The sequence below is a fragment of the Microbacterium sp. M genome, from assembly GCF_045181065.1.
Taxonomy (GTDB): Bacteria; Actinomycetota; Actinomycetes; order Actinomycetales; family Microbacteriaceae; genus Microbacterium.
Genome location: NZ_CP173721.1, coordinates 365,135 through 383,309, shown reverse-complemented (window position 1 = coordinate 383,309; position 18,175 = coordinate 365,135). Strand labels below are relative to the sequence as shown.

Sequence of the window (18,175 nt, the reverse complement as noted above, 5' to 3'; positions counted from 1 at the left end):
ATGTCGACGACCTCCCACACGACTCCGCTGAGATCGATGCCGGCATGGGCCGTCCTGCAGCGTCGGCTGTTCGACGAGATCGAGGACGCCAGGCGGCTCTTCGTCGAGCGCTATACGAACACGGACGGGAGTCTGCGAGGCATCGCCGCCTTCGCGGACCGCGACGGCGTCGACGACCTGTACGAGCCGTTCTTCAACTGGCCCGCGTTCTATCTGCTGGGCGGGCCGGATGCCGCACTGATCGATGCCAAGCGGCACTGGGAGGGCGTCACCGCCCAGCTCTCGGCCGCCGGAATGCTGACGGACGAGTACGAGAACGGGTACGACTGGTTCCACCAGGGCGAGTCGGCACTGCTCTTGCTCGGGATCTGCGCTGCCGATCCGGGCGATGAGCGCTTCGCCGAGCGCGCGCGTCGGTTCGCGGCGCTGTACACCGACCCCCGGCGCGGCAACCACGACGCCGAGCTGAACATCATCCGCGCCCCGCACAACGGTGCGCTCGGTGCGCGGCGCGGCCTCGAGGACGGCGCCCCGCAGCCGTACTCCGTCGCGTTGACCGAGATGCGCCCCTACGGACTGCCCGTGCAGGGCATCGACGGGATCACGGAGTGGGAGGATCTCGCCGATCCGGAGAACGCCCGCCGCATGGCGGCAGAGATGCAGCGCCGAGCCGTGGGAGATGTCGCGGTGAACCTCGCCGTCACTTCGCTCGTCACCAACGCCTGGCTGTACGACGGGGATGCGCACTCGGCGACCTGGGTGACGCGCTACGTCGACGGGTGGATGGCCCGGGCGGCGGCGAACGACGGGCTGCTGCCGGACAACGTCGCCCCCGATGGAACCGTCGGCGGGCTTCAGGACGGACGCTGGTGGGGCGGCCATTACGGATGGGCATGGCCGCACGGGCTGCACTCCGTCGCCATGAGCGCCCTGATCGGCGGGCTCAACGCCGCACTCATCGCCGATGACGACCACCCGCTCGACATGGTGCGCATCATGCTCGACACGGTTCTCGATCACGGCGTCCGCGGCAGCGTGGACGCCTCGGACTACAGCCTGCGCGGCGAGTGGATGTTCAGGTTCGGCGAGGCCGCCGCCGATGACGGGCTCCTCGTGCCGTATCGCCACGGTGCGGACGGCTGGTTCGACTTCGGTCCCCTGCAGCTGGATCTTCCGACCTGGCTGTGGTGGTGGACCCGCTCGGATGCCGATCGTGCACGCCTGGACCGTGCGATCGACGGGCTGCCCGCGAGAGCCGATCTCGTCGGAGAGTTCCGGGACAAGGAGGAGGCCGGTCACGAGGCCGGCTGGATCCGGTTCCTCGACGGGGAACTGCCGGACTATCCGGAGCGAGCGCTCGCCATGGCCCTCGGACAGGTGGCTCGCCGGGTCGCGCTCATGCGCACCGACGGCGACGATCCCGACGGCGCGCACCTGCACTTCTGGCAGCGCGTCAACCCCGTCGTCACCGAGGTCCTGTCCCAGCTCATCACCGGCACCCCGCAGGTGCTCTACAACGGCGGACTCCCCTTCTCCGCGATCGACTACGCCGATGCCGACCGCGATCGTCCAGGGCTGCCGCCGGATGTCGCCGCGCTCGTCGACCGTCTGGAATCCGGTGTCATCGGCATCCGTCTCGTGAACACGTCGACGACCCGCGCCCGCCGTGTGCGCGTCCTCGCCGGGCGCTTCTCGCGCGCCCGCATCTCGCGTGCCACCGCCACCGGCGAGGGCGACGACGGGTACCCGGGCCCGAGCGGCGCGTATGCCGGCACCCGCACAGCACCGTCGGTGCGGACCATCGACTGCCCGGACGGCACGCTGACCGTCGAGCTGGCACCGGCACACGCCGCCGAACTGACCCTCACCCTCACGCGGACCCCGTCCGCACCGCACCATCGCACCGACGAAGGAACATCATGAGCGACACCCCCCTGATCCGCCCCGACTTCACGCTGCCGGTCCGCGGGCCGATGTACGAGCGGCCGTCCGCCGAGCTGATGTCCTCGTTCGATCAGGTCTCCTCCGCCACGGCCTGCGCGAAGCTCCACGGCCTCGGCATCCGGCACAGCTACGTGGACGGCCCGGTCCCGCTCTCCCCCGGTCAGCGCGTCATCGGCTCGGCGCTGACCTTGCAGTTCATGCCGCAGCGCGAAGACCTCGCTTCCGGACACGGCCAGGAGTACGCCGAACGGCACACCGCGCTTTGGCACGTGCTGGAGGCGGTGCAGCCGGGAGACGTGCTCGTCATCCAGGCGTACGGCAGCAGGTTCTCGGGCTGCATCGGCGACATCCTCGCCCGCTACTTCGCCCGCAAGGGCGGCGCGGGCATCGTCGTCGACGGCCGGATCCGCGATTCGGGGAAGATCCGCGAGCTCGGCATCCCGGTGTGGTCCACCGGGACGACTCCGCACTACGCCTCGCAGTCCGAGCTCACCCCCTGGGGATACGACGTGCCGGTGGCTGTGGGCGGCTCGCTGTGCATGCCGGGCGACCTCGTGGTGGCGGACGACGACGGACCGGTCATCGTTCCTCGGGCGATGGCGTCGAGCGTGGTCGAATCGGCGCGCGACCATGAAGAATGGGAGGGCTTCAGCCGGCAGCGCCTGGATGAGGGCGCGCGCCTGAGCGATTACTACCCCCTGACCCCGGACAGCCGTGAGGAGTACGAGGCATGGCGTTCCGCGCAGAGCTCCGTCCGCTGACGGAGACCGACGACTTCCGCGACGATCTCGGGCTGGGCTGCGCGCCGATCGGCAACCTCTACACGGCTGTCGGCGACGATGACGCCGTCGCCACCGTCCACGCGGCGCTCGGCCACGGCATCCGCTTCTTCGACACCGCCCCGAACTACGGGGCGGGCGAGAGCGAACGCAGACTCGGCGCGGCTCTCGCGGGCGTCGACCGCGCCACCGTGACGCTCGCGACGAAGGTGGGTCGCATGATCGTGGATGCCGACGGCGCAGAGGTGCCCGCCGGTGCGAGCGGTGCTGGACTGGTCAGCGACGTCGGCTACGACGCCGTGTGGCGCAGCGTCGAGGGCAGCCTGAAGCGTCTGCGCACGGATCGCATAGACCTGCTGCACCTGCATGACCCCGAGGATGTGGATGCCGCGCTGTCCGGTGCGATGCGCGCGATGATCGAGCTCCGGGACCAGGGCGTCGTCCGTGCGCTCGGCGTCGGGATGGTGCGGACGGCGCCGCTGACCCGATTCGCCGTGGAGGCGCCCGTCGACGTCATCATGGAAGCCGGCCGGCTGACCCTGCTGGACAGGACCGCCCTGGACGAGCTGCTGCCTGCGGCGGCCGCGCACGGTGTCGGCATCCTCGCCGCAGGTGTGTACAACTCGGGCATCCTCGCCGATCCGCGTGGTGCCGCGTACTTCGACTACCACCCCGCACCGCCGGCGATGGTCGCCACCGCTCTACGGCTCGAGGCGGCTTGCCTGGACGCGGGTACGAGCCTGGCCGGTGCGGCCGTGCAGCACCCGTTCCGACACGATGTCGAGGGCGTGATCGTCGGCGCCAGGAGTCCGTCCGAGGTGGAGGCCTTCGTCGCGAGTGCGAGCGTCCGGATCCCCGATGCGCTCTGGCCCGAACTCGACAGGATCGTCGCCGACTGACATGCGCATCGTCGACTCCCACGTCCATCTCTGGGATCGCACACGGCATCCGCTGTCCTGGTTCCGGGACGACATGGGGCTCGCACCGCGCGTGACGGCGGCCGACTTCGCTGCGGAGGCGGCCGTGGATGCCGTCGTCGCCGTACAGGCCGCTGACACCCTCGACGAAGCCACGTGGCTCGCCGCGCAGGCGGCGCGGAGTCGGATGCCGTCGCGCATCGTGCTGCAGTACTCCGCTGCCCCCGGCGAGTGGGCCGGGAGATCCGCCGCGGTGCTGAGTCCGTCGGTCGCCGGACTTCGAGCGGCGATTCCGCAATGTGCCGCCGACCTGTCCGACGTCGCCGGGCTGGACGCTCTGGCCGACGGCCTCACCCGCACCGACCGGGTCCTGGAGTTCCTCATCCGCCCGGAGCAGCTCGCCGGTGTCGCGGCGTTCGCCGACCGGCATCCCGAGCTGCGCATCGTGCTCTGCCATCTCGGGCTCGGAAACAGCACCCCCACGGCCCCCTGGCGCTCCGATCTCATCGAAATCGCGCTCCGGGGCAACGTGCACACCAAGCTCTCCGGCGTCGTCACCGCTCGGACCGATCGCGAACGGCGGGAGATCTCGGATGCCGCAGTGGAGGCGTTCGGCCCGGATCGGATGATGTTCGGCAGCGACTGGCCGATGTCCGCTCGGCACCTCTCGCACGCCGAGGTGGTCGCCGCGACGGCGCGGATGCTGACCGGACTGGGTCCGGACGAGGCCGCCGCCGTCTGGCACGGCACCGCTGATCGGGTCTACGCGCTCGGCGCGTCCTGATCCTCGAGGAGCGTCCCGGCCGCGTGCCGGCGGAACAGGGCGGAAGCCGCGTCCGGATCTCCGGCGTCGAGCACGTCCAGGAGCCCGCGATGCCATTCGGCGACCTCGTGCCAGTCCCCCGTGAAGGTCGGGTCGCCGAGCACGTGCATGACGCGCAGGCTGGGTTCGAGCAGGTCCCACATCTTGGGGAGGTACACGTTGCCGCTCGCTTCGATGACGGCGCGGTGGAAGACGAAGTCGAGTTCGCGGAAAGCCGGCAGGTCGGAGTCATCGGCCGCCGCGTGCATCTGCTCGATGAGCGTGGTCAGCTCGGTGCGGCGGTCCGCATCGAGGTTGCCGCTGGCGAGCCGGCCGGCGAGGCCCTCGAGTTCGACGCGCGCGATCTTGGCCTGAGCGGCCTCGTCGTCGGTGTAGGTCGCGACGAAGTTGCCCTGGTGGCGGATGTGCGACACGAGGCCCTCATGCGCCAGACGCTTCAGCGCGTCGCGCACGGGTGCCTGGCTGACCTCCAGTTGACGGGCGAGCTGCGATTCAACCAACTGCTCGCCCGGGGCGAGGCTGGAGTCCTTGATCATCGCCTTGATCATCAGGTAGATCTGGTCGGAGAGCAGCCCTCGCTGCAGTCCCTGCGGAGCCAGTGCTTCTGCCATACCCACCATCTTACGTCCATTATCGACTATCGCTAATGGCGCGGGCCGCGGGCTCGTGGGAGTCCGCGGCCCGCGCCATCGGCTCACTTCTGCTTCTTCTTGACGGACACCGTCAGCGCCACCGTGCTGTCCTCGTATGCGACGGTCAGCTTCTGGTGCGGACGCACCTTTCCGCTGTCGAAGCCGCTCACCATCTCGGGAGTCACGTCGACCCTGGTGGTCGTGCCATCGCTCCAGGTGATGTCCAGGATCATCCCGGTCACGTCCAGCTCTTCGCCGACGAGGTACTTCACCTTGGGCGCGGCGTCCGCGGCCCACGCCACCCCCGTCACGGTGGCCGGCGGTGCGATTCTCGTCAGCGTGATGCTGTTCTGCTTGGCGTAGTGATACACGTTGAAGAACCCGTCGGCGCCGATGCGCAGGTTCTCTCTGGCATCCAGCCGATTCCACACGGTCTTCCCGTCCACCTGGAGGACGATGCGCGTTCCGGTCCCCTCAGCGACCGCCCCGAACGCGATGCGATGCGTGCTTCCCGGCTCGATCGCCGTATTCGGGATGATGTCGAGCATCGTCTGCCCCGGACTCCAGCTCTGGAACTCGATCGTGTCCTCCTTGATCACCGCGAGGTACCCGGTGTTGGAGTTCTGCCAGGCGGGGATGCCGGTCTGATCGGACCGGGCCTGGAAGCCGTACCAGCCGCCGTCGAATGCGCCGAAGGTCGCATCGAACTCCAGCAGTCCGTCTCCGAAGCGCTCGGCCTCGTAGCCGTGCACGCCCTCGGCGCTTACCCGGATCGTCCCCTGATCGAAGTCGACCTTGTCCGACTGCGTCCAGTTCGCCGCATCGGCGAGCTGATCGCCGAGCGCGACCGTGGGGTGCTCGGCATCCGCGACCGTCACGACCGTCGTCGCCGAGATCGACGGGTCGGCGACCGACGTGGCCGTGATCGTCGCCTCACCGGCGGCGATCGCGGAGACAGTGCCGTCGGCGACCGATGCCACGGCCGGATCGCTGCTGGACCAGGTGACGCGAACGTCGCTGGCGTCCTGCGGCGACACCGTCGCGATCACCGGCCGGCGTTCGCCGGTCTGCAGGGCGAGCTCGGCGGCATCGAGCGCGATGCCGTCGACCGGGACCGCCGAGATCGAGAAGCCGATGTCGTCGAAGTCCAGGTGCGAGAAGCCCTCGGTGTAGAACCCCACCTTCCCGGCGGCACCGGGGGCCGGATCCGTGCCCTCGAGCACGACCTCCCCATTCACCACGATGCGGATGGCACCGTCCTGCACGGCGATGCGGACATGGCTCGTCGCCGCAGCAGGCAGCGCCTTCGCCGGGTCGAGGACGACCTCGCCGACCGTCTGCCACGCGTTGTCGAAGATCGTCCAGGTCGGACCGGCCGCCGCATTGCGATAGCGGATGTAGCCGCCGCCTGCGCTGTTGCGGTTGTAGACGATCATGACCGCGTTCGCGGGGATCGTCTCGGGCGTCGTGACGTCGAAGTCGAGCACGAAGCTCGTGAACTCCCGCGGCAGCTGCGAGTTCGCGCCGTTCACGATCCGGTAGACGTGATCGCCGCCCTCGGCGGTGACGATGCTGCGGTTCGGGTCCGTCAGCCAGCCGTTCGGGCCGTCCTCGAAGTCCGTGAAGTGCAGCACGCCGTCGCCTTCGCCGACGGTCACCTCGAGCGTGTCCGTTATCCCGGCATCGGATGCCGCGGTCACCGTCACGGTCGTCGAACCGGGCGCCATGCCGAGCAGCTTCCCGTCGTCGACGGTGACGATCGCCTCATCGGCCGATGCGTAGACGAGGCCGGCGTCATCCGCGTTCCACGGCAGAGGCGTCGCTCGCACGAGCAGTTCCTTTCCGACGTCGAGTGCGACGGCATCCGCGTCGAACGCGACCGCGTCAAGCGGCACGGACTCGGGCGACTGCGTCTGGCCGATGTGCCCCTGCGTGCCGATCTCGTCGAAGCCGATGTCCTCGAATCCGGGGATCTGCGCGAACACGGCGGCATCCTCGAGCAGGCGGTAGTCGCCGTTCGCCGCATCGACGAATCCGGGGTCGCCGTCGCTCACCCAGTTGCTGTCGTAGTTCAGCAGCTCCTTGACGTCTCTCGCGCCCTGTGCGTTGACCTGCGCCTGGCGAGGCACGGTCGGGTTCCACACGACATTCCTGGCGAACGTGCTGTGGTCGGGGAAGTAGTGGTCGTCTTCGAAGAAGTGGCCGAGCTCGGGGTACTTCTCGAGATACGGCGTGCCGACGAAATCGTTGTTCTCGGCGAACACCTTCTCCCACTCCGGCATGTAGGAGCGATCGACGACGTTGCCCTCCTGATCGCCCATCCACAGCTCGTAGTTGTCGTACGGCACGTTCGCGTCGACGAAGATGTTGTTCGTCGCCTCGATGTAGTCCGCCGAACCGCTCTTGATGGCACTGTTGCCCATGTTCACGAAGATGTTCTTCTCGATCGTGAGATCCCATGTGAAGTTGTCGGCGTAGATCCCCTCGACACCGGCCATGCCGGCACCGATGTCATGGAAGTAGTTCTGCCGGAACACGTGCCCGCGCTGCTGCGGCGTCATCCCGGAGTTCATGTAGATCGCGCCGAGATCGTGGAACGTCTTGCACACGTCGTAGACCTCGTTCTGCTCGAACAGATGGTCATTGCCGTGCACGATGATGCCGGGGTGCGGGGCGTCGTGGATCTCGTTGCCGCGGGCCACGTTGCCGACCCCGTCGAACATCACGCCCGGGTTGTAGGCCTTGTGGTAGTACGCGAAGTCGTGGATCTCGGAGTTCTGCAGGCTGTTGTTGCCCGGCGTCAGAGTCGTCTTGTCACCGCCCTGCAGCACGACGCCGACGCCGCCGATGTGGCTGAGCTCGCTCGCGATCACGGCATGATCCTTGCCGCCGCGGTTCACGGGGATGCCGTCGTAGGTGTACCGCCCTGGCGAGTTGATGAGCACGCCGCCGTCGGTGAAGTTGCGGATGTCGCTGTGCTGGATCGTCACGTTCGAGCCGCCGAGGATGACGGCGGCCGTGGCGCGCCCGTACTCGAGCACGAGATCGTCGAACGTGATGTGCGAGGCGCCGTCCGCGCGGATCATCGGCTCGTCGAGAGTGGTCACCACCGGCGCGCCCCGCCCGGCGAGGAACGCGGCGTTGGGCACGAGATACAGCTTCCCGGCACTCCGGTCGATGTAGTACTCCCCCGGGGCGTCGAGCTCTTCGAGGAGGTTCTGCGCGAAGTGGAAGTCGGGGAACCAGCTCTTCATGATTCCGGACATCTCGCCGTAGCGCAGGGTGATGGTCTTGGCCTCGGTGTCGATGGCCTCGATCTTGTTGTAGGACCACTCCCAGCTGTAGCCGAAGATGCCGTCCAGCCAGACATCCTCGGCCTGGGTCCAGTGCTGCGGACGGTCGTACGTGTAGGCGAAGGTGCCGCCGCGTTCCTGCAGGTCGGCATCCTCCCGCGTCGGGCCCGGATCGATGATGTCGCCCATCTGCACTGTTTCCTTGGCCGCATCCGCGTTGGGCCAGCGGGCGAGCGTCATGCCCTGCCCGTCGACGTAGAGCTCCATCGGCGGGGTGCTGCTGACGTCGTTCGCCTTCCAGTAGCCGTGACGGCTGAGCTGTCCGTAGTCGTCGATGCCGAGCGCGGCCAAGTCGATCTCCCGGATGTCGTCCCTGGCGGACTCCTCGATCACGCGGTCCAGGACCGCCTGATCCTCGGTCAGGTGGAAGTCCTCATAGGCGAGAGTCTGGCCGCCGGTCAGGGTCGCGACCTCGCCGGGGTACGACCGGTACACGATGGGTGCGTCCGCTGTGCCGGAGTCCTCGGCGCCGAGCGCGAAGGACGCAGAGCGCTGATAACTCCCTTCCCGCAGGTAGACAGTGGCACCGTCCGCCGACAGAGTGCCTGCATCCTTGCGCTCGCGGATGAGGTCACGGGCCGCTTCGAGTGTGGCGAGCGGTGCATCCTCGGAGCCGGCTGCCGTGTCGTCGCCATCTGGGGCGATGTAGATCACGTCGCCCGGCGGCTCGTCGATGGCGGATGCGGGATCGGGGTGGAGCGCCGGCAGTGCCGTCGCCACCAGGGCGGTCAGGATCAATGTCGTCGCAGCTCGCTTCATCGCGGTCTCCAGACTCGGGGTGCCGTGCAGCGGTGCACGACAGGGGTGGATGCGCCCACCTTAGCCTAATCGATAATCGACTGACAAGTATCGATTGAGCGTCATCGCTACGCTGAGCCGATGCTCCCCCTCCTCTGGCTGACCGGCCCCTCCGGCGTCGGCAAATCCACCGTCGGCTGGACGCTGCAGCAGCGCCTGTCCCACGCCGGCGTCACCGCGGCATTCGTCGACGCCGACCAGCTCCGCAACGTCAGCGGCGTCGAGATCGGTGAGGATGTCTTCATCGCCGACGGACTCATGGCCCTCGAGCCGCGCTTCCGCGCCGCCGGAGCCGAACTGCTGATCGTCGCGGGGATCATGGACGACGAATCGCACCTCGCGCTCCTGCTGCCTGGCGCTGCCCGCGAGGACGTGCGCGTGATCCACCTCGGCGCGGCGGACGACGCTCTCGTCGACCGCGTCGAACAGCGCGGCTGGAATATCGAGCTCGCGCCGGAATCCGTCGCGTACGCGCACCGGTTCGACGCGACCTGGGTCGACCTCTCCGTCGACACGACGCACCTGTCGGCCGCGCAGGTCGCGGATTCCCTCGGCGCAGTCGCGCGCGAACTGGCCGACTCGCCCGTCGTCAGGCGCCCGCTCCCGCCCGAATCGGATGCCGCGACCACCGTCACCCTCCTGACCGGCGCCGGTGGCGTCGGCGCCTCGACCGCCGGATTCCTCGCGTTCCTCAAGAGCGCATGGGCCGGCGAGCGCGTGGGGTACATCGACAGTCACCAGGTCGGGTTCCTGGACGACGATCCGTTCGCGCAGGTGTCATTGCGCGCCGAGAACACCCTCGCCCTGGCGCGCGTCATGGCCGCCAGGGGCATCGAGAGCCTCATCGTCACGGGCGATGCCGCAACCGCCCGCGAGCTCAGCCGAGCCCTGCCTGCCGCGCGCACTCTCTGGCTGCACGCCTCACCGGACGCGATCGCCGCACGGATCCGCGCTCGCGCGGCAGGCGGAGGGCCCCCGCTCGCCGGGGACCGGCGACTCGGGCTGAACGACGCCGAGGTCACGGCATCCATCGCAGCGTCCGTCGCTGAGGCGGCCCGCCCCGGCATCCGACCGGCGGGAAGCGTCGTCATCGAGACCGACGGACGCTCCGCGGAAGAGGTCGCCGATCAGATCATCGCCGCGCGATAGCGGCCATCAGGCCGAGGTGTGGCCGACGACGCCTTTGCGCAGCAGCGCGTTGCCGTACTTCCGCGTCTCGCCGGTGCGGACCATGAGATACGCCGCCTTCGCGACGTCGTAATAGGCGAAGCGCTCGACGAAGCGCGTCGTCGTCTCGACGGTGCCGGCCGCAGCCATGAGCTCGCGCTGGACGTCGAGCACCACGGCATCCGCCGACTCCATGAGGTCGAGCCCCGGGACGTCGTCCAACGGCAGCACCGTGCGGATCGCCGCGACGACGTCCGGCGTCGTGGTGCCCGGCAGATCCACGACCCGCGCGCCGAGCGCCCACGCCGGGAAATGCGCATCGGCCACCACGACCGAATCGGAGTGCCCCATCCGGTCCAGGTGCAGCAGCAGCTCTCCGGTGAGCAGCGGGTGGATTCCCTCAAGCATCCGCACCTCCGGGGATGAGTCCTTCGTCGGCGAGCTCCGCCCACAGATCGGCGGGGATGCCGAGGGCGGCGTACTCGGCATTCTGGCGCAGCTGTGCCGGCCGGCTGCCGCCGACGACGACCGAGCGCACGCTCGCGGCCTGCAGCGGGAATTGGATCGCCGCCGCGGGGAGCGGAACGTCGTGGGCGCGGCAGACGTCGGCGATCCGCACCAGACGGGCCCACAGCTGGTCCGGCAGCGCGCCGTATTCGTAGCGGCCGTCGCGGCGCGGCTCGCTCTGCGCGAGCAGCCCCGAGTTGAACACGGATGCCGCGACGATCCCCGTTCCGGTGTCATCGCAGGCCGGAAGCACGTCGGCCGCAGCCGGCTGCTCGAGCAGGGTGAAGCGTCCGGCGACCATGATCGTGTCGAGGTCGGCTTCGCGGACGGCGCGTGTCAGAGCCTCCGAGACCATCGATCCGATGCCGATCTCGCTGACCTCGTGCTCGGCGCGCAGACGCTCGAGCGCCGGGAACGCACTGTCGATCGCGAGGTCGAGGTCGTGCCGTTCCGGGTCGTGCAGATACAGCATGTCGATGCGCTCGAGGCCGAGCCGCTCGCGTGATTCGTCGAGGCTCGCGCGGATCCCGGCATCCGAGAAGTCCCACGCCCGCATCAGGTCGTCACGCACGTGGAAGTCGTGCGCGGTGTCGAGTCCGCCGGTGTGCTCCGGGTTGGGACGCAGGAGCCGGCCGACCTTGGTGGAGAGCACGAACTCGTCGCGCGGCTTGGTCTGCAGGAAGGCGCCGAGCCGACGCTCGGAGAGGCCGAGCCCGTAGTGCGGCGCGGTGTCGAAGTAGCGGATGCCGCTCTCCCATGCGGCGTCGAGGATCTCCCACGCCTCGTCATCCGTGAGGGCGCGGAAGAGATTGCCGACGTTCGCGGCTCCGTACCCGAGCACCGGAAGCTCACGCGAGGGCATGCGCACCCGTCCAGGTGTAGGCGGCGATGCTCTCGGCCTTCATCTCCATACCCGCGCCCGGCGCCGTCGGCGCCGTGTAGGACCCGCCGCGGATGTCGGTCGGGACGACGAAGTGCTCGTGCAGGTGATCCACGTACTCGATCATGCGGCCCTCGCGCGTGCCGGTGACGGCGACGAAGTCGAACATCGACAGATGCTGCACGGCTTCGCAGAGGCCGACCCCGCCGGCGTGCGGGCAGACCGGGATGCCGAACTTCGCCGCGAGCAGCAGGTTGGCGATGTTCTCGTTGACGCCGGCGACGCGCACCGCATCGATCTGCATGACGCCGATCGCGTCCGCCTGGAGGAGCTGCTTGAAGATCACCCGATTCTGCGCGTGCTCGCCGGTGGCGACCCTGATCGGCGCGATGCCTCGGGCGATCTCGGCGTGGCCGAGCACGTCGTCCGGGCTGGTGGGCTCTTCGACCCACGCCGGGTGGAACTCGGCGAGCGCGTTGACCCACTCGATCGCCTCCGACACCTCCCACCGCTGGTTGGCGTCGATCGCGATGGGGAAATCGGGACCGACGACCTCGCGCGCCGTGCGGAACCGGCGGATGTCGTCCTCGAGGTCGGCACCGACCTTGAGCTTGATCTGCGTGAACCCGTCGGCGATCGCCTCGCGGGCGAGGCGCTCGAGCTTCTCGTCCGAATATCCGAGCCAGCCGGGGCTCGTGGTGTATCCGGGGTATCCGCTGGCGAGCAGCTCCTGTTCGCGCTCGCCGCGGCCGGGTACGGCCGCCCGGAGGATCTCGAGCGCGTCCTCGCGGGTGAGGGCGTTGGTCAGATAACGGAAATCGACCAGGTCGACGATCTCCTCCGGGGTCATGCGTGCGAGCAGCTGCCACAGCGGGAGCCCGGCGCGTTTGGCCTTGATGTCCCACAGCGCGTTGATCACGGCCCCGATCGCCATGTGCATGACGCCCTTCTCGGGTCCCAGCCAGCGCAGTTGCGAATCTCCGATGATCGCTCGGAACGTGCCGCCCATGTCATCCAGCAGCGGCTCGATCTCCCGTCCGGTGAGATGGCCGGCGAGCGCGTCGATCGCGGCGACCTGCACGTCGTTGCCCCGGCCGATGGTGAAGACGAACGCATGACCGGCATCCCCGGCATCCGTGCGGATGACGACGTACGCCGCGGAGTAGTCCGGGTCGGGGTTCATGGCGTCTGAGCCATCAAGGCTCAGCGACGTCGGAAAGCGGACGTCGGTGGTCTCGAGTGCGACGATGCGGCTCACGGTTTCCTCTTCCTTGCGCAGCGCTGATCGATCTGCGCGGATCTCTTGGAGTGTAAACATCCGATGTCTATACTGTCAATGACAACGGCCGTCGGACGGCCACTCCCCGACGAAGCAGGAGAATCATGAAGTTCGCGCGGCTTGGCGCCCCTGGATCCGAGATCCCCGTCCTCGTGGACGGCGATCGCCACCTCGACCTGAGACCCGTGACATCCGATGTGAACGGGGATTTCCTGGCCAGCGATTTCCGCGCACGGGTCGCCTCGGCTCTGGATGCCGGTGAGCTGACCGAGCTCGCCGGAGCAGCCGAGCTGCGCATCGGCGCTCCCATCGCACGACCGAGCGCGGTGATCTGCATCGGCCAGAACTACGCCGCGCACGCTCGGGAATCCGGAGCGGAGCCGCCCACGATCCCGATCATGTTCCTGAAGACCCCCAACACCGTGGTCGGGCCGAACGACGCCGTCACGATCCCGCGCGGCAGCGAGAAGACGGACTGGGAGGTCGAGCTCGGCATCGTCATCGGCGAGCGCGCCGCGTACCTCGACTCGCCTTCGGAGTCGGATGCTCATATCGCCGGCTACGTCGTCGCCAACGACGTGTCGGAGAGGGCGTTCCAGATGGAGGTCTCCGGCGGACAGTGGTCGAAGGGCAAGATCGCGTTCGGGTTCAATCCGACCGGCCCCTGGCTCGTCACCCCCGACGAGGTGGACGTCGACGAGCTGCGCCTGCGCAGCTGGGTCAACGGCGAGCCGCGCCAGGATTCCCACACGAACGACATGATCTTCGACGCGCGCACGATCGTGCACCATCTGTCGCAGTACGTCACACTCGAACCGGGCGACCTCATCCTCACGGGGACACCGCAGGGCGTGGCCTTCGGCGGGAAGTTCCCCTACCTGAAGGCGGGCGACGTGGTCGAGATCGAGATCGAAGGCCTCGGACACCAGCGACAGGAGTTCGTGGCATGGGAGGCAGCGGAATGACTCTTCGACGGACTCAGGGCGGGCGGCTGGAGGGCCTGGTCGCGATCGTCACCGGCGGAGCCTCCGGCATCGGCGCGGCGATCGCCGAACGCCTGCACGCCGACGGCGCCGAGATCGCCGTGCTGGATCTGAACACCTCGGGCACGGCTTTCGCCGCATTCACGGCCGACGTCTCCGATCGCGCGTCGGTCGACGCCGCCGTCGCCGCCGTGGCCGAACGCTTCGGCCACATCGACATCGTCGTGAACAACGCCGGCATCGGCGCGGTCGGCGACATCGCCGCGAACGATGACGACGAGTGGGCGCGCGTGCTCTCGATCAACGTCACCGGCATCGCGCGCGTCACGGCGGCGGCGCTGCCCTGGCTGCGGCGCTCGCCCGCCGCCGCGGTATGCAACACGGCATCCATCGCCTCGACGACCGGACTCCCGCAGCGCGCGCTGTACACGGCATCCAAGGGAGCTGTCTCGGCGCTGACGCGGGCGATGGCCGCCGACCACCTGCGCGAGGGCATCCGCGTCAACGCCGTGAACCCGGGGACCGCCGACACCCCGTGGGTCGGACGCCTGCTGGACCAGGCCGCCGACCCGGCCGCCGAGCGCGCGGCGCTGGAGGCCCGCCAGCCGCACGGACGACTCGTCTCGCCGCAGGAGGTCGCGGCCGCAGTCGCCTATCTCGTCGGGCCGGATGCCGGATCCACCACCGGCACGTTCATCGAGGTCGACGGGGGCATGGCGCAGCTGCGGCTGCGCGCGGAGTAGGGCGAAGCGCTCCGGGATCAGCCCAGTCCGTAGAACTGCGCGGCGTTGCGCCAGAGCACCGCATCGACGTCGAATGCGCGCGCGTCCGCCCACCGGGCGATCGTGCGTGTCCAGGTCGGGATCGCCGCGGCGTCCACGGCCGGCCCATCGCCGCGCGCCCAACCCTCGGCCGTCACGGCCGACACGGGCCAGTCGCTGCCGATCATGATCCGGTCGGGGCCGAAGGCGGTCACGACGACGTCCAGGAACGGTTCCAGCTGCGCGGCGCTCCACGAGCCGCCCGCCTCGGCCGCAAGTCCGGAGAGCTTGCACGACACCTGCGGGCGCGCCGCGAGCTCGGAGATCGCGTCGACCCACTCGGCGTCCGGCACGAGCGGGGCGGACGCCGTGCCGAGGGCCGGCTTGCCGAGGTGGTCGAGCACGATGCGCAGTTCGGGCTCGGCATCCGCCAGGGCGATGACGTCACGCAGCTGCGCCGCACCGCGCACGCAGGCATCGAATGTGAGTCCGTGTCGGATGAGCTCGCGCGCGCCGGCGCGGAAGGCCCCGGTCCGTGCGAAGCCGATCGGCTCCCCCTGCAACAGGTGACGCACCCCGACCACGAGCGGGCGACCGGCGACCACGTCGAGGTAGCGGCGGGTCTGCTCGCCCTGGTCGAGTCGTGCACCGGCGACGATGCCGCGCACGCCGATGCTGTCGGCCAGCGACGCGACCCAGGCGACCTCATCCAGGAACTGCTCGTCGATGCAGGCGGCCTGGACGAACACCGCGGCGTGCTCGACGGCGTCCTCTCCGCGAGCGGCCCGCAGAGCCTGCGCATCGAACCGCGCACGCAACGGACCCTCGAGCCAGGGGTAGTCGAGGCGGGACGGATCCCACAGGTGCAGGTGGGAGTCGAGAACGCGCATGCCCCCATCCTGCCGCAGACATCCGATCAATGTGCGAGGATGACCGCATGGCAGTCACGGACGAGGCGATCGAGAAGATCAAAGCGATGATCGTGTCGGGCGAACTCGCCCCCGGCGACCGCCTCCCTCCCGAGAAGGAGCTCGCCGAGCGTCTCGGCCTGTCGCGCAATTCGATGCGCGAGGCCGTCAAGGCCCTCGAGGTCATCCGGGTGCTCGACGTGCGACGCGGCGACGGCACGTACGTGACCAGTCTCGAACCCCACCTCCTGCTGGAGGCCATCTCGTTCGTCGTCGACATGCACGACGACGATTCCATGCTCGAGATCTTCGCGGTGCGCCGGATGCTGGAGTCCCAGGCCACCGGCCTCGCCGCGACCCTCGGCGACGACGAGCACGTGCAGGCCCTGTACGACGAACTCGACAGCATCGATGCGGATGTGTCGATCGACGATCTCGTCGACCACGACATCCGCTTCCATCGGGACATCGTGCGGATGGCGGGCAACGCCTACCTCGCCAGCCTCATCGAGCACCTGAGCAGTCAGACCGTGCGGGCGCGCGTGTGGCGCGGACTCACCGAGCAGGGCGCCGTCGAGCGCACCCTCGCCGAGCATCGCGGGATCGCCGACGCCATCGCGCAGCACGATCCGAATCTCGCCACCTCGCTCGCCACCGCGCACATCGCCGGCGTGGAGCGCTGGCTGCGCCAGGCCGCGACCGCCTGAGCAGCGGGCCGACTACGCCCCGAGCCGCACCATCGCGGCGTCGAACTCGGCGGCCGACGAGTCGCTGACCTCGTGGAACAGCACCTCGTCGATCACGTCCGGCGCGGCGGTGAAGTACGGCACGCCGGACAGGCGCAGCGAGACGATGTCGGCGGCCGAGCGGAGGCTGGCCGCCAGCACGTTCGCGGGGCTGCCGGCGCACACGTCCTGCATCTGAGGGATGAGCGCGTCGCCGTCGACTCCGGCATCCCGCAGCCGACCGAGGTAGGGCGCGATGTACTGCACGCCGATGCTCGCGCAGGCCAGCGCCTGCGCGACCGAGTACACGGCCGTCACGAGGACGGTGGCCCCGTCTCGGACCAGAGCGGATGCCGCGGCGAACCCCTCTGCGGTCGCCGGAACCTTCACGGCCACCCGATCTCCGAGCGTCCTGATCCCCTCAGCATTGCGCAGGAAGGAGGCGGCATCGCCGCCCCAGGTCTGGAAGAAGACCTCGCGCGCACCCTCGCCCACCCAGCGTGCGTAGAGCTCGGGGATCTCCGCCGCGCGCCGACCACCGCGCTCGAGGATCGTCGGGTTCGTCGTGACGCCGTGCACGACTCCCGCGGCGAGCAGGCGCGAGACGCGCGTGACGTCGGCGCTGTCCACGTAGAGACGCGGCGCGATCGGGGCGGGCTGAGTCATCGGATCTCCTCGGGCGCGCAACCTGTCGTTACAGGTTGGATCTCGGCTAATGTTATGGCAGCAGACGGCGAAGTCAAACACCACAGGAGCGCCATGACCACCGCATCCCTCGACGAGCGCTCGGGCGTCGTCATCGTCGGCAGTGTGACCGCCGACGTGACCACCTTCTCGCAGCGACTGCCCGCCAGGGGCGAGACGATCCTCGGCGACGAGTTCACGCTCTTCCTCGGCGGCAAGGGCGCGAACCAGGCGGTGGCGGCCGGTCTCGCCGGCGCCAGGACGAGCTTCGTCGGATGCGTCGGCGACGACCTGTTCCATGACCTCGTCGTCGACAGCCTCGCCGGCGCCGGCGTCGACCTGACGCATCTGCGCACCGTTCCCGGTCCGACGGGGATCGCCCACATCCGCGTCGACGCATCAGCCCAGAACGACATCGTCATGGTGCCGCTGGCCAACGCGCATCTGAGCACCGAGCAGATCGACGCAGCCCTCGACGCACTGGCGCCGACGACGGGCGTTCTGCTCACCCAGCTGGAGACGCCGTCGGCGCTCACGGCGCACATCGCCTCCCGCGGTCGCGAGCTCGGCTTCACGGTGATCCTGGATCCGGCCCCGGCCGCGAACCTCCCGCCCGAGGTGTGGGCGAACATCGACATCGTCACGCCGAACGAGACCGAGGCGTCGCTGATCAGCGGCATCGAGGTCAGCGACCCCGCATCGGCCGAACGCGCCGGTCGCTGGTTCCTCGCACAGGGCGTCGGCGCCGCCGTCGTCACGCTCGCCGCGCAGGGTTCGAGCGTCGTCACGGCCGATGGGGCATCCTTCGTCCCTCCGCTTCCGGTCGAGGCCGTCGACACGACCGCCGCCGGCGACGCGTACGCCGGCTACCTCGGAGCCGCCCTCGCCGTCGGCGCCTCCCTCACCGACGCGGTGCGCCTGGCCACCGCGGCCGGTGCCCTCACCGTCACCAAGCAGGGCGCCTCGCCCAGCCTTCCCCGTCGCGCGGACGTCGATGCCTTCCTGGCGTCGCGGACCACGCGCTGAACCGGAGCG

At 69.3% G+C, this 18,175-nt stretch carries 16 protein-coding genes; 9 read left to right on the top strand and 7 right to left on the bottom strand.

Going from position 1 to position 18,175, the window contains the following annotated elements; translation table 11 throughout:
- The 4 genes from ACI7YT_RS01865 to ACI7YT_RS01850 are packed head-to-tail and all read left to right on the top strand — an operon-like array spanning position 1 to position 4,424.
- A complete protein-coding gene (locus tag ACI7YT_RS01865; protein WP_406248628.1) occupies positions 1-1,923 on the top strand; it encodes a hypothetical protein in 1,923 nt (640 codons plus the stop codon).
- Positions 1,920-2,705, top strand: a complete 786-nt coding sequence (locus ACI7YT_RS01860; protein ID WP_406248627.1) for a ribonuclease activity regulator RraA — start codon at positions 1,920-1,922, stop codon at positions 2,703-2,705. The genes ACI7YT_RS01865 and ACI7YT_RS01860 overlap by 4 nt, the downstream gene beginning before the upstream one ends.
- Positions 2,675-3,622 carry an aldo/keto reductase gene (locus ACI7YT_RS01855; RefSeq protein ID WP_406248626.1) on the top strand — a complete coding sequence of 316 codons (948 nt, stop codon included), beginning with the start codon at positions 2,675-2,677 and terminating at the stop codon, positions 3,620-3,622. Before ACI7YT_RS01860 ends, ACI7YT_RS01855 begins: the two co-directional genes overlap by 31 nt.
- Position 3,623: 1 nt before the next feature.
- Complete coding sequence (locus ACI7YT_RS01850) at positions 3,624-4,424, top strand: amidohydrolase family protein (protein WP_406248625.1); 801 nt, start codon at positions 3,624-3,626, stop codon at positions 4,422-4,424.
- Here ACI7YT_RS01850 and ACI7YT_RS01845 read toward each other — a convergent pair.
- Both ACI7YT_RS01845 and ACI7YT_RS01840 read right to left on the bottom strand, forming a co-directional pair.
- Positions 4,403-5,074, bottom strand: a complete 672-nt coding sequence (locus ACI7YT_RS01845) for a GntR family transcriptional regulator (RefSeq protein WP_406248623.1) — start codon at positions 5,072-5,074, stop codon at positions 4,403-4,405. The genes ACI7YT_RS01850 and ACI7YT_RS01845 overlap by 22 nt on opposite strands.
- 83 nt (positions 5,075-5,157) lie before the next feature.
- On the bottom strand, positions 5,158-9,207 hold the full coding sequence (locus ACI7YT_RS01840; protein WP_406248622.1) for an Ig-like domain-containing protein: 4,050 nt from the start codon (positions 9,205-9,207) through the stop codon (positions 5,158-5,160).
- A 120-nt stretch (positions 9,208-9,327) separates the two neighbouring features.
- On the opposite strand from ACI7YT_RS01840, the gene ACI7YT_RS01835 reads away from it, so the two are divergent.
- On the top strand, positions 9,328-10,395 hold the full coding sequence (locus ACI7YT_RS01835) for an AAA family ATPase (protein WP_406248620.1): 1,068 nt from the start codon (positions 9,328-9,330) through the stop codon (positions 10,393-10,395).
- A gap of 6 nt (positions 10,396-10,401) precedes the next feature.
- On the opposite strand, the gene ACI7YT_RS01830 is transcribed toward ACI7YT_RS01835, so the two are convergent.
- The 3 genes from ACI7YT_RS01830 to ACI7YT_RS01820 are packed head-to-tail and all read right to left on the bottom strand — an operon-like array spanning position 10,402 to position 13,058.
- Entirely contained in the window at positions 10,402-10,821 is a 420-nt protein-coding gene (locus ACI7YT_RS01830) for an RbsD/FucU family protein (protein WP_406248619.1), read from the bottom strand.
- A complete protein-coding gene (locus tag ACI7YT_RS01825) occupies positions 10,814-11,782 on the bottom strand; it encodes an aldo/keto reductase (protein WP_406248617.1) in 969 nt (322 codons plus the stop codon). The genes ACI7YT_RS01830 and ACI7YT_RS01825 overlap by 8 nt, the downstream gene beginning before the upstream one ends.
- Positions 11,769-13,058 (bottom strand): L-fuconate dehydratase, encoded by a 1,290-nt coding sequence (locus ACI7YT_RS01820; protein WP_406248616.1) that lies wholly within the window; start codon positions 13,056-13,058, stop codon positions 11,769-11,771. Before ACI7YT_RS01820 ends, ACI7YT_RS01825 begins: the two co-directional genes overlap by 14 nt.
- Before the next feature lie 125 nt (positions 13,059-13,183).
- Between ACI7YT_RS01820 and ACI7YT_RS01815 the strand changes: the two genes are divergently transcribed.
- Together ACI7YT_RS01815 and ACI7YT_RS01810 are read left to right on the top strand one after the other, a co-directional pair.
- The gene (locus ACI7YT_RS01815) at positions 13,184-14,044 is read left to right on the top strand and encodes a fumarylacetoacetate hydrolase family protein (RefSeq protein WP_406248614.1); all 861 of its coding nucleotides are present in this window, start codon (positions 13,184-13,186) and stop codon (positions 14,042-14,044) included.
- Positions 14,041-14,805 carry an SDR family NAD(P)-dependent oxidoreductase gene (locus tag ACI7YT_RS01810; protein WP_406248612.1) on the top strand — a complete coding sequence of 255 codons (765 nt, stop codon included), beginning with the start codon at positions 14,041-14,043 and terminating at the stop codon, positions 14,803-14,805. The genes ACI7YT_RS01815 and ACI7YT_RS01810 overlap by 4 nt, the downstream gene beginning before the upstream one ends.
- A gap of 17 nt (positions 14,806-14,822) precedes the next feature.
- Here ACI7YT_RS01810 and ACI7YT_RS01805 read toward each other — a convergent pair whose 3' ends face one another.
- Entirely contained in the window at positions 14,823-15,713 is an 891-nt protein-coding gene (locus ACI7YT_RS01805; protein ID WP_406248610.1) for an amidohydrolase family protein, read from the bottom strand.
- A gap of 47 nt (positions 15,714-15,760) precedes the next feature.
- Here ACI7YT_RS01805 and ACI7YT_RS01800 point away from each other — a divergent pair, with 47 nt between their 5' ends.
- Positions 15,761-16,438: a FadR/GntR family transcriptional regulator gene (locus ACI7YT_RS01800; RefSeq protein WP_406248608.1), complete on the top strand. Its 678-nt coding sequence runs from the start codon at positions 15,761-15,763 to the stop codon at positions 16,436-16,438.
- 12 nt (positions 16,439-16,450) lie between these two features.
- Here the strand turns inward: ACI7YT_RS01800 and ACI7YT_RS01795 are convergent, their stop codons facing one another.
- Positions 16,451-17,122, bottom strand: coding sequence for a transaldolase family protein (locus ACI7YT_RS01795; RefSeq protein ID WP_406248606.1), 672 nt, complete (start codon positions 17,120-17,122; stop codon positions 16,451-16,453).
- A gap of 93 nt (positions 17,123-17,215) precedes the next feature.
- Here ACI7YT_RS01795 and ACI7YT_RS01790 point away from each other — a divergent pair, with 93 nt between their 5' ends.
- Positions 17,216-18,166, top strand: coding sequence for a ribokinase (locus ACI7YT_RS01790; RefSeq protein ID WP_406248604.1), 951 nt, complete (start codon positions 17,216-17,218; stop codon positions 18,164-18,166).
- Positions 18,167-18,175: the final 9 nt, after the last annotated feature.

Excerpts from the sequence above, each read along its gene's own strand:
- ACI7YT_RS01800 (WP_406248608.1), top strand. The coding sequence starts at position 15,761 with ATGGCAGTCACGGACGAGGCGATCGAGAAGATCAAAGCGATGATCGTG.
- ACI7YT_RS01855 (WP_406248626.1), top strand. The coding sequence starts at position 2,675 with ATGGCGTTCCGCGCAGAGCTCCGTCCGCTGACGGAGACCGACGACTTC.
- ACI7YT_RS01810 (WP_406248612.1), top strand. The coding sequence starts at position 14,041 with ATGACTCTTCGACGGACTCAGGGCGGGCGGCTGGAGGGCCTGGTCGCG.
- ACI7YT_RS01845 (WP_406248623.1), bottom strand. The coding sequence starts at position 5,074 with ATGGCAGAAGCACTGGCTCCGCAGGGACTGCAGCGAGGGCTGCTCTCC.
- ACI7YT_RS01830 (WP_406248619.1), bottom strand. The coding sequence starts at position 10,821 with ATGCTTGAGGGAATCCACCCGCTGCTCACCGGAGAGCTGCTGCTGCAC.
- ACI7YT_RS01805 (WP_406248610.1), bottom strand. The coding sequence starts at position 15,713 with ATGCGCGTTCTCGACTCCCACCTGCACCTGTGGGATCCGTCCCGCCTC.
- ACI7YT_RS01840 (WP_406248622.1), bottom strand. The coding sequence starts at position 9,207 with ATGAAGCGAGCTGCGACGACATTGATCCTGACCGCCCTGGTGGCGACG.
- ACI7YT_RS01815 (WP_406248614.1), top strand. The coding sequence starts at position 13,184 with ATGAAGTTCGCGCGGCTTGGCGCCCCTGGATCCGAGATCCCCGTCCTC.
- ACI7YT_RS01795 (WP_406248606.1), bottom strand. The coding sequence starts at position 17,122 with ATGACTCAGCCCGCCCCGATCGCGCCGCGTCTCTACGTGGACAGCGCC.
- ACI7YT_RS01835 (WP_406248620.1), top strand. The coding sequence starts at position 9,328 with ATGCTCCCCCTCCTCTGGCTGACCGGCCCCTCCGGCGTCGGCAAATCC.
- ACI7YT_RS01865 (WP_406248628.1), top strand. The coding sequence starts at position 1 with ATGTCGACGACCTCCCACACGACTCCGCTGAGATCGATGCCGGCATGG.
- ACI7YT_RS01825 (WP_406248617.1), bottom strand. The coding sequence starts at position 11,782 with ATGCCCTCGCGTGAGCTTCCGGTGCTCGGGTACGGAGCCGCGAACGTC.
- ACI7YT_RS01850 (WP_406248625.1), top strand. The coding sequence starts at position 3,624 with ATGCGCATCGTCGACTCCCACGTCCATCTCTGGGATCGCACACGGCAT.
- ACI7YT_RS01860 (WP_406248627.1), top strand. The coding sequence starts at position 1,920 with ATGAGCGACACCCCCCTGATCCGCCCCGACTTCACGCTGCCGGTCCGC.
- ACI7YT_RS01790 (WP_406248604.1), top strand. The coding sequence starts at position 17,216 with ATGACCACCGCATCCCTCGACGAGCGCTCGGGCGTCGTCATCGTCGGC.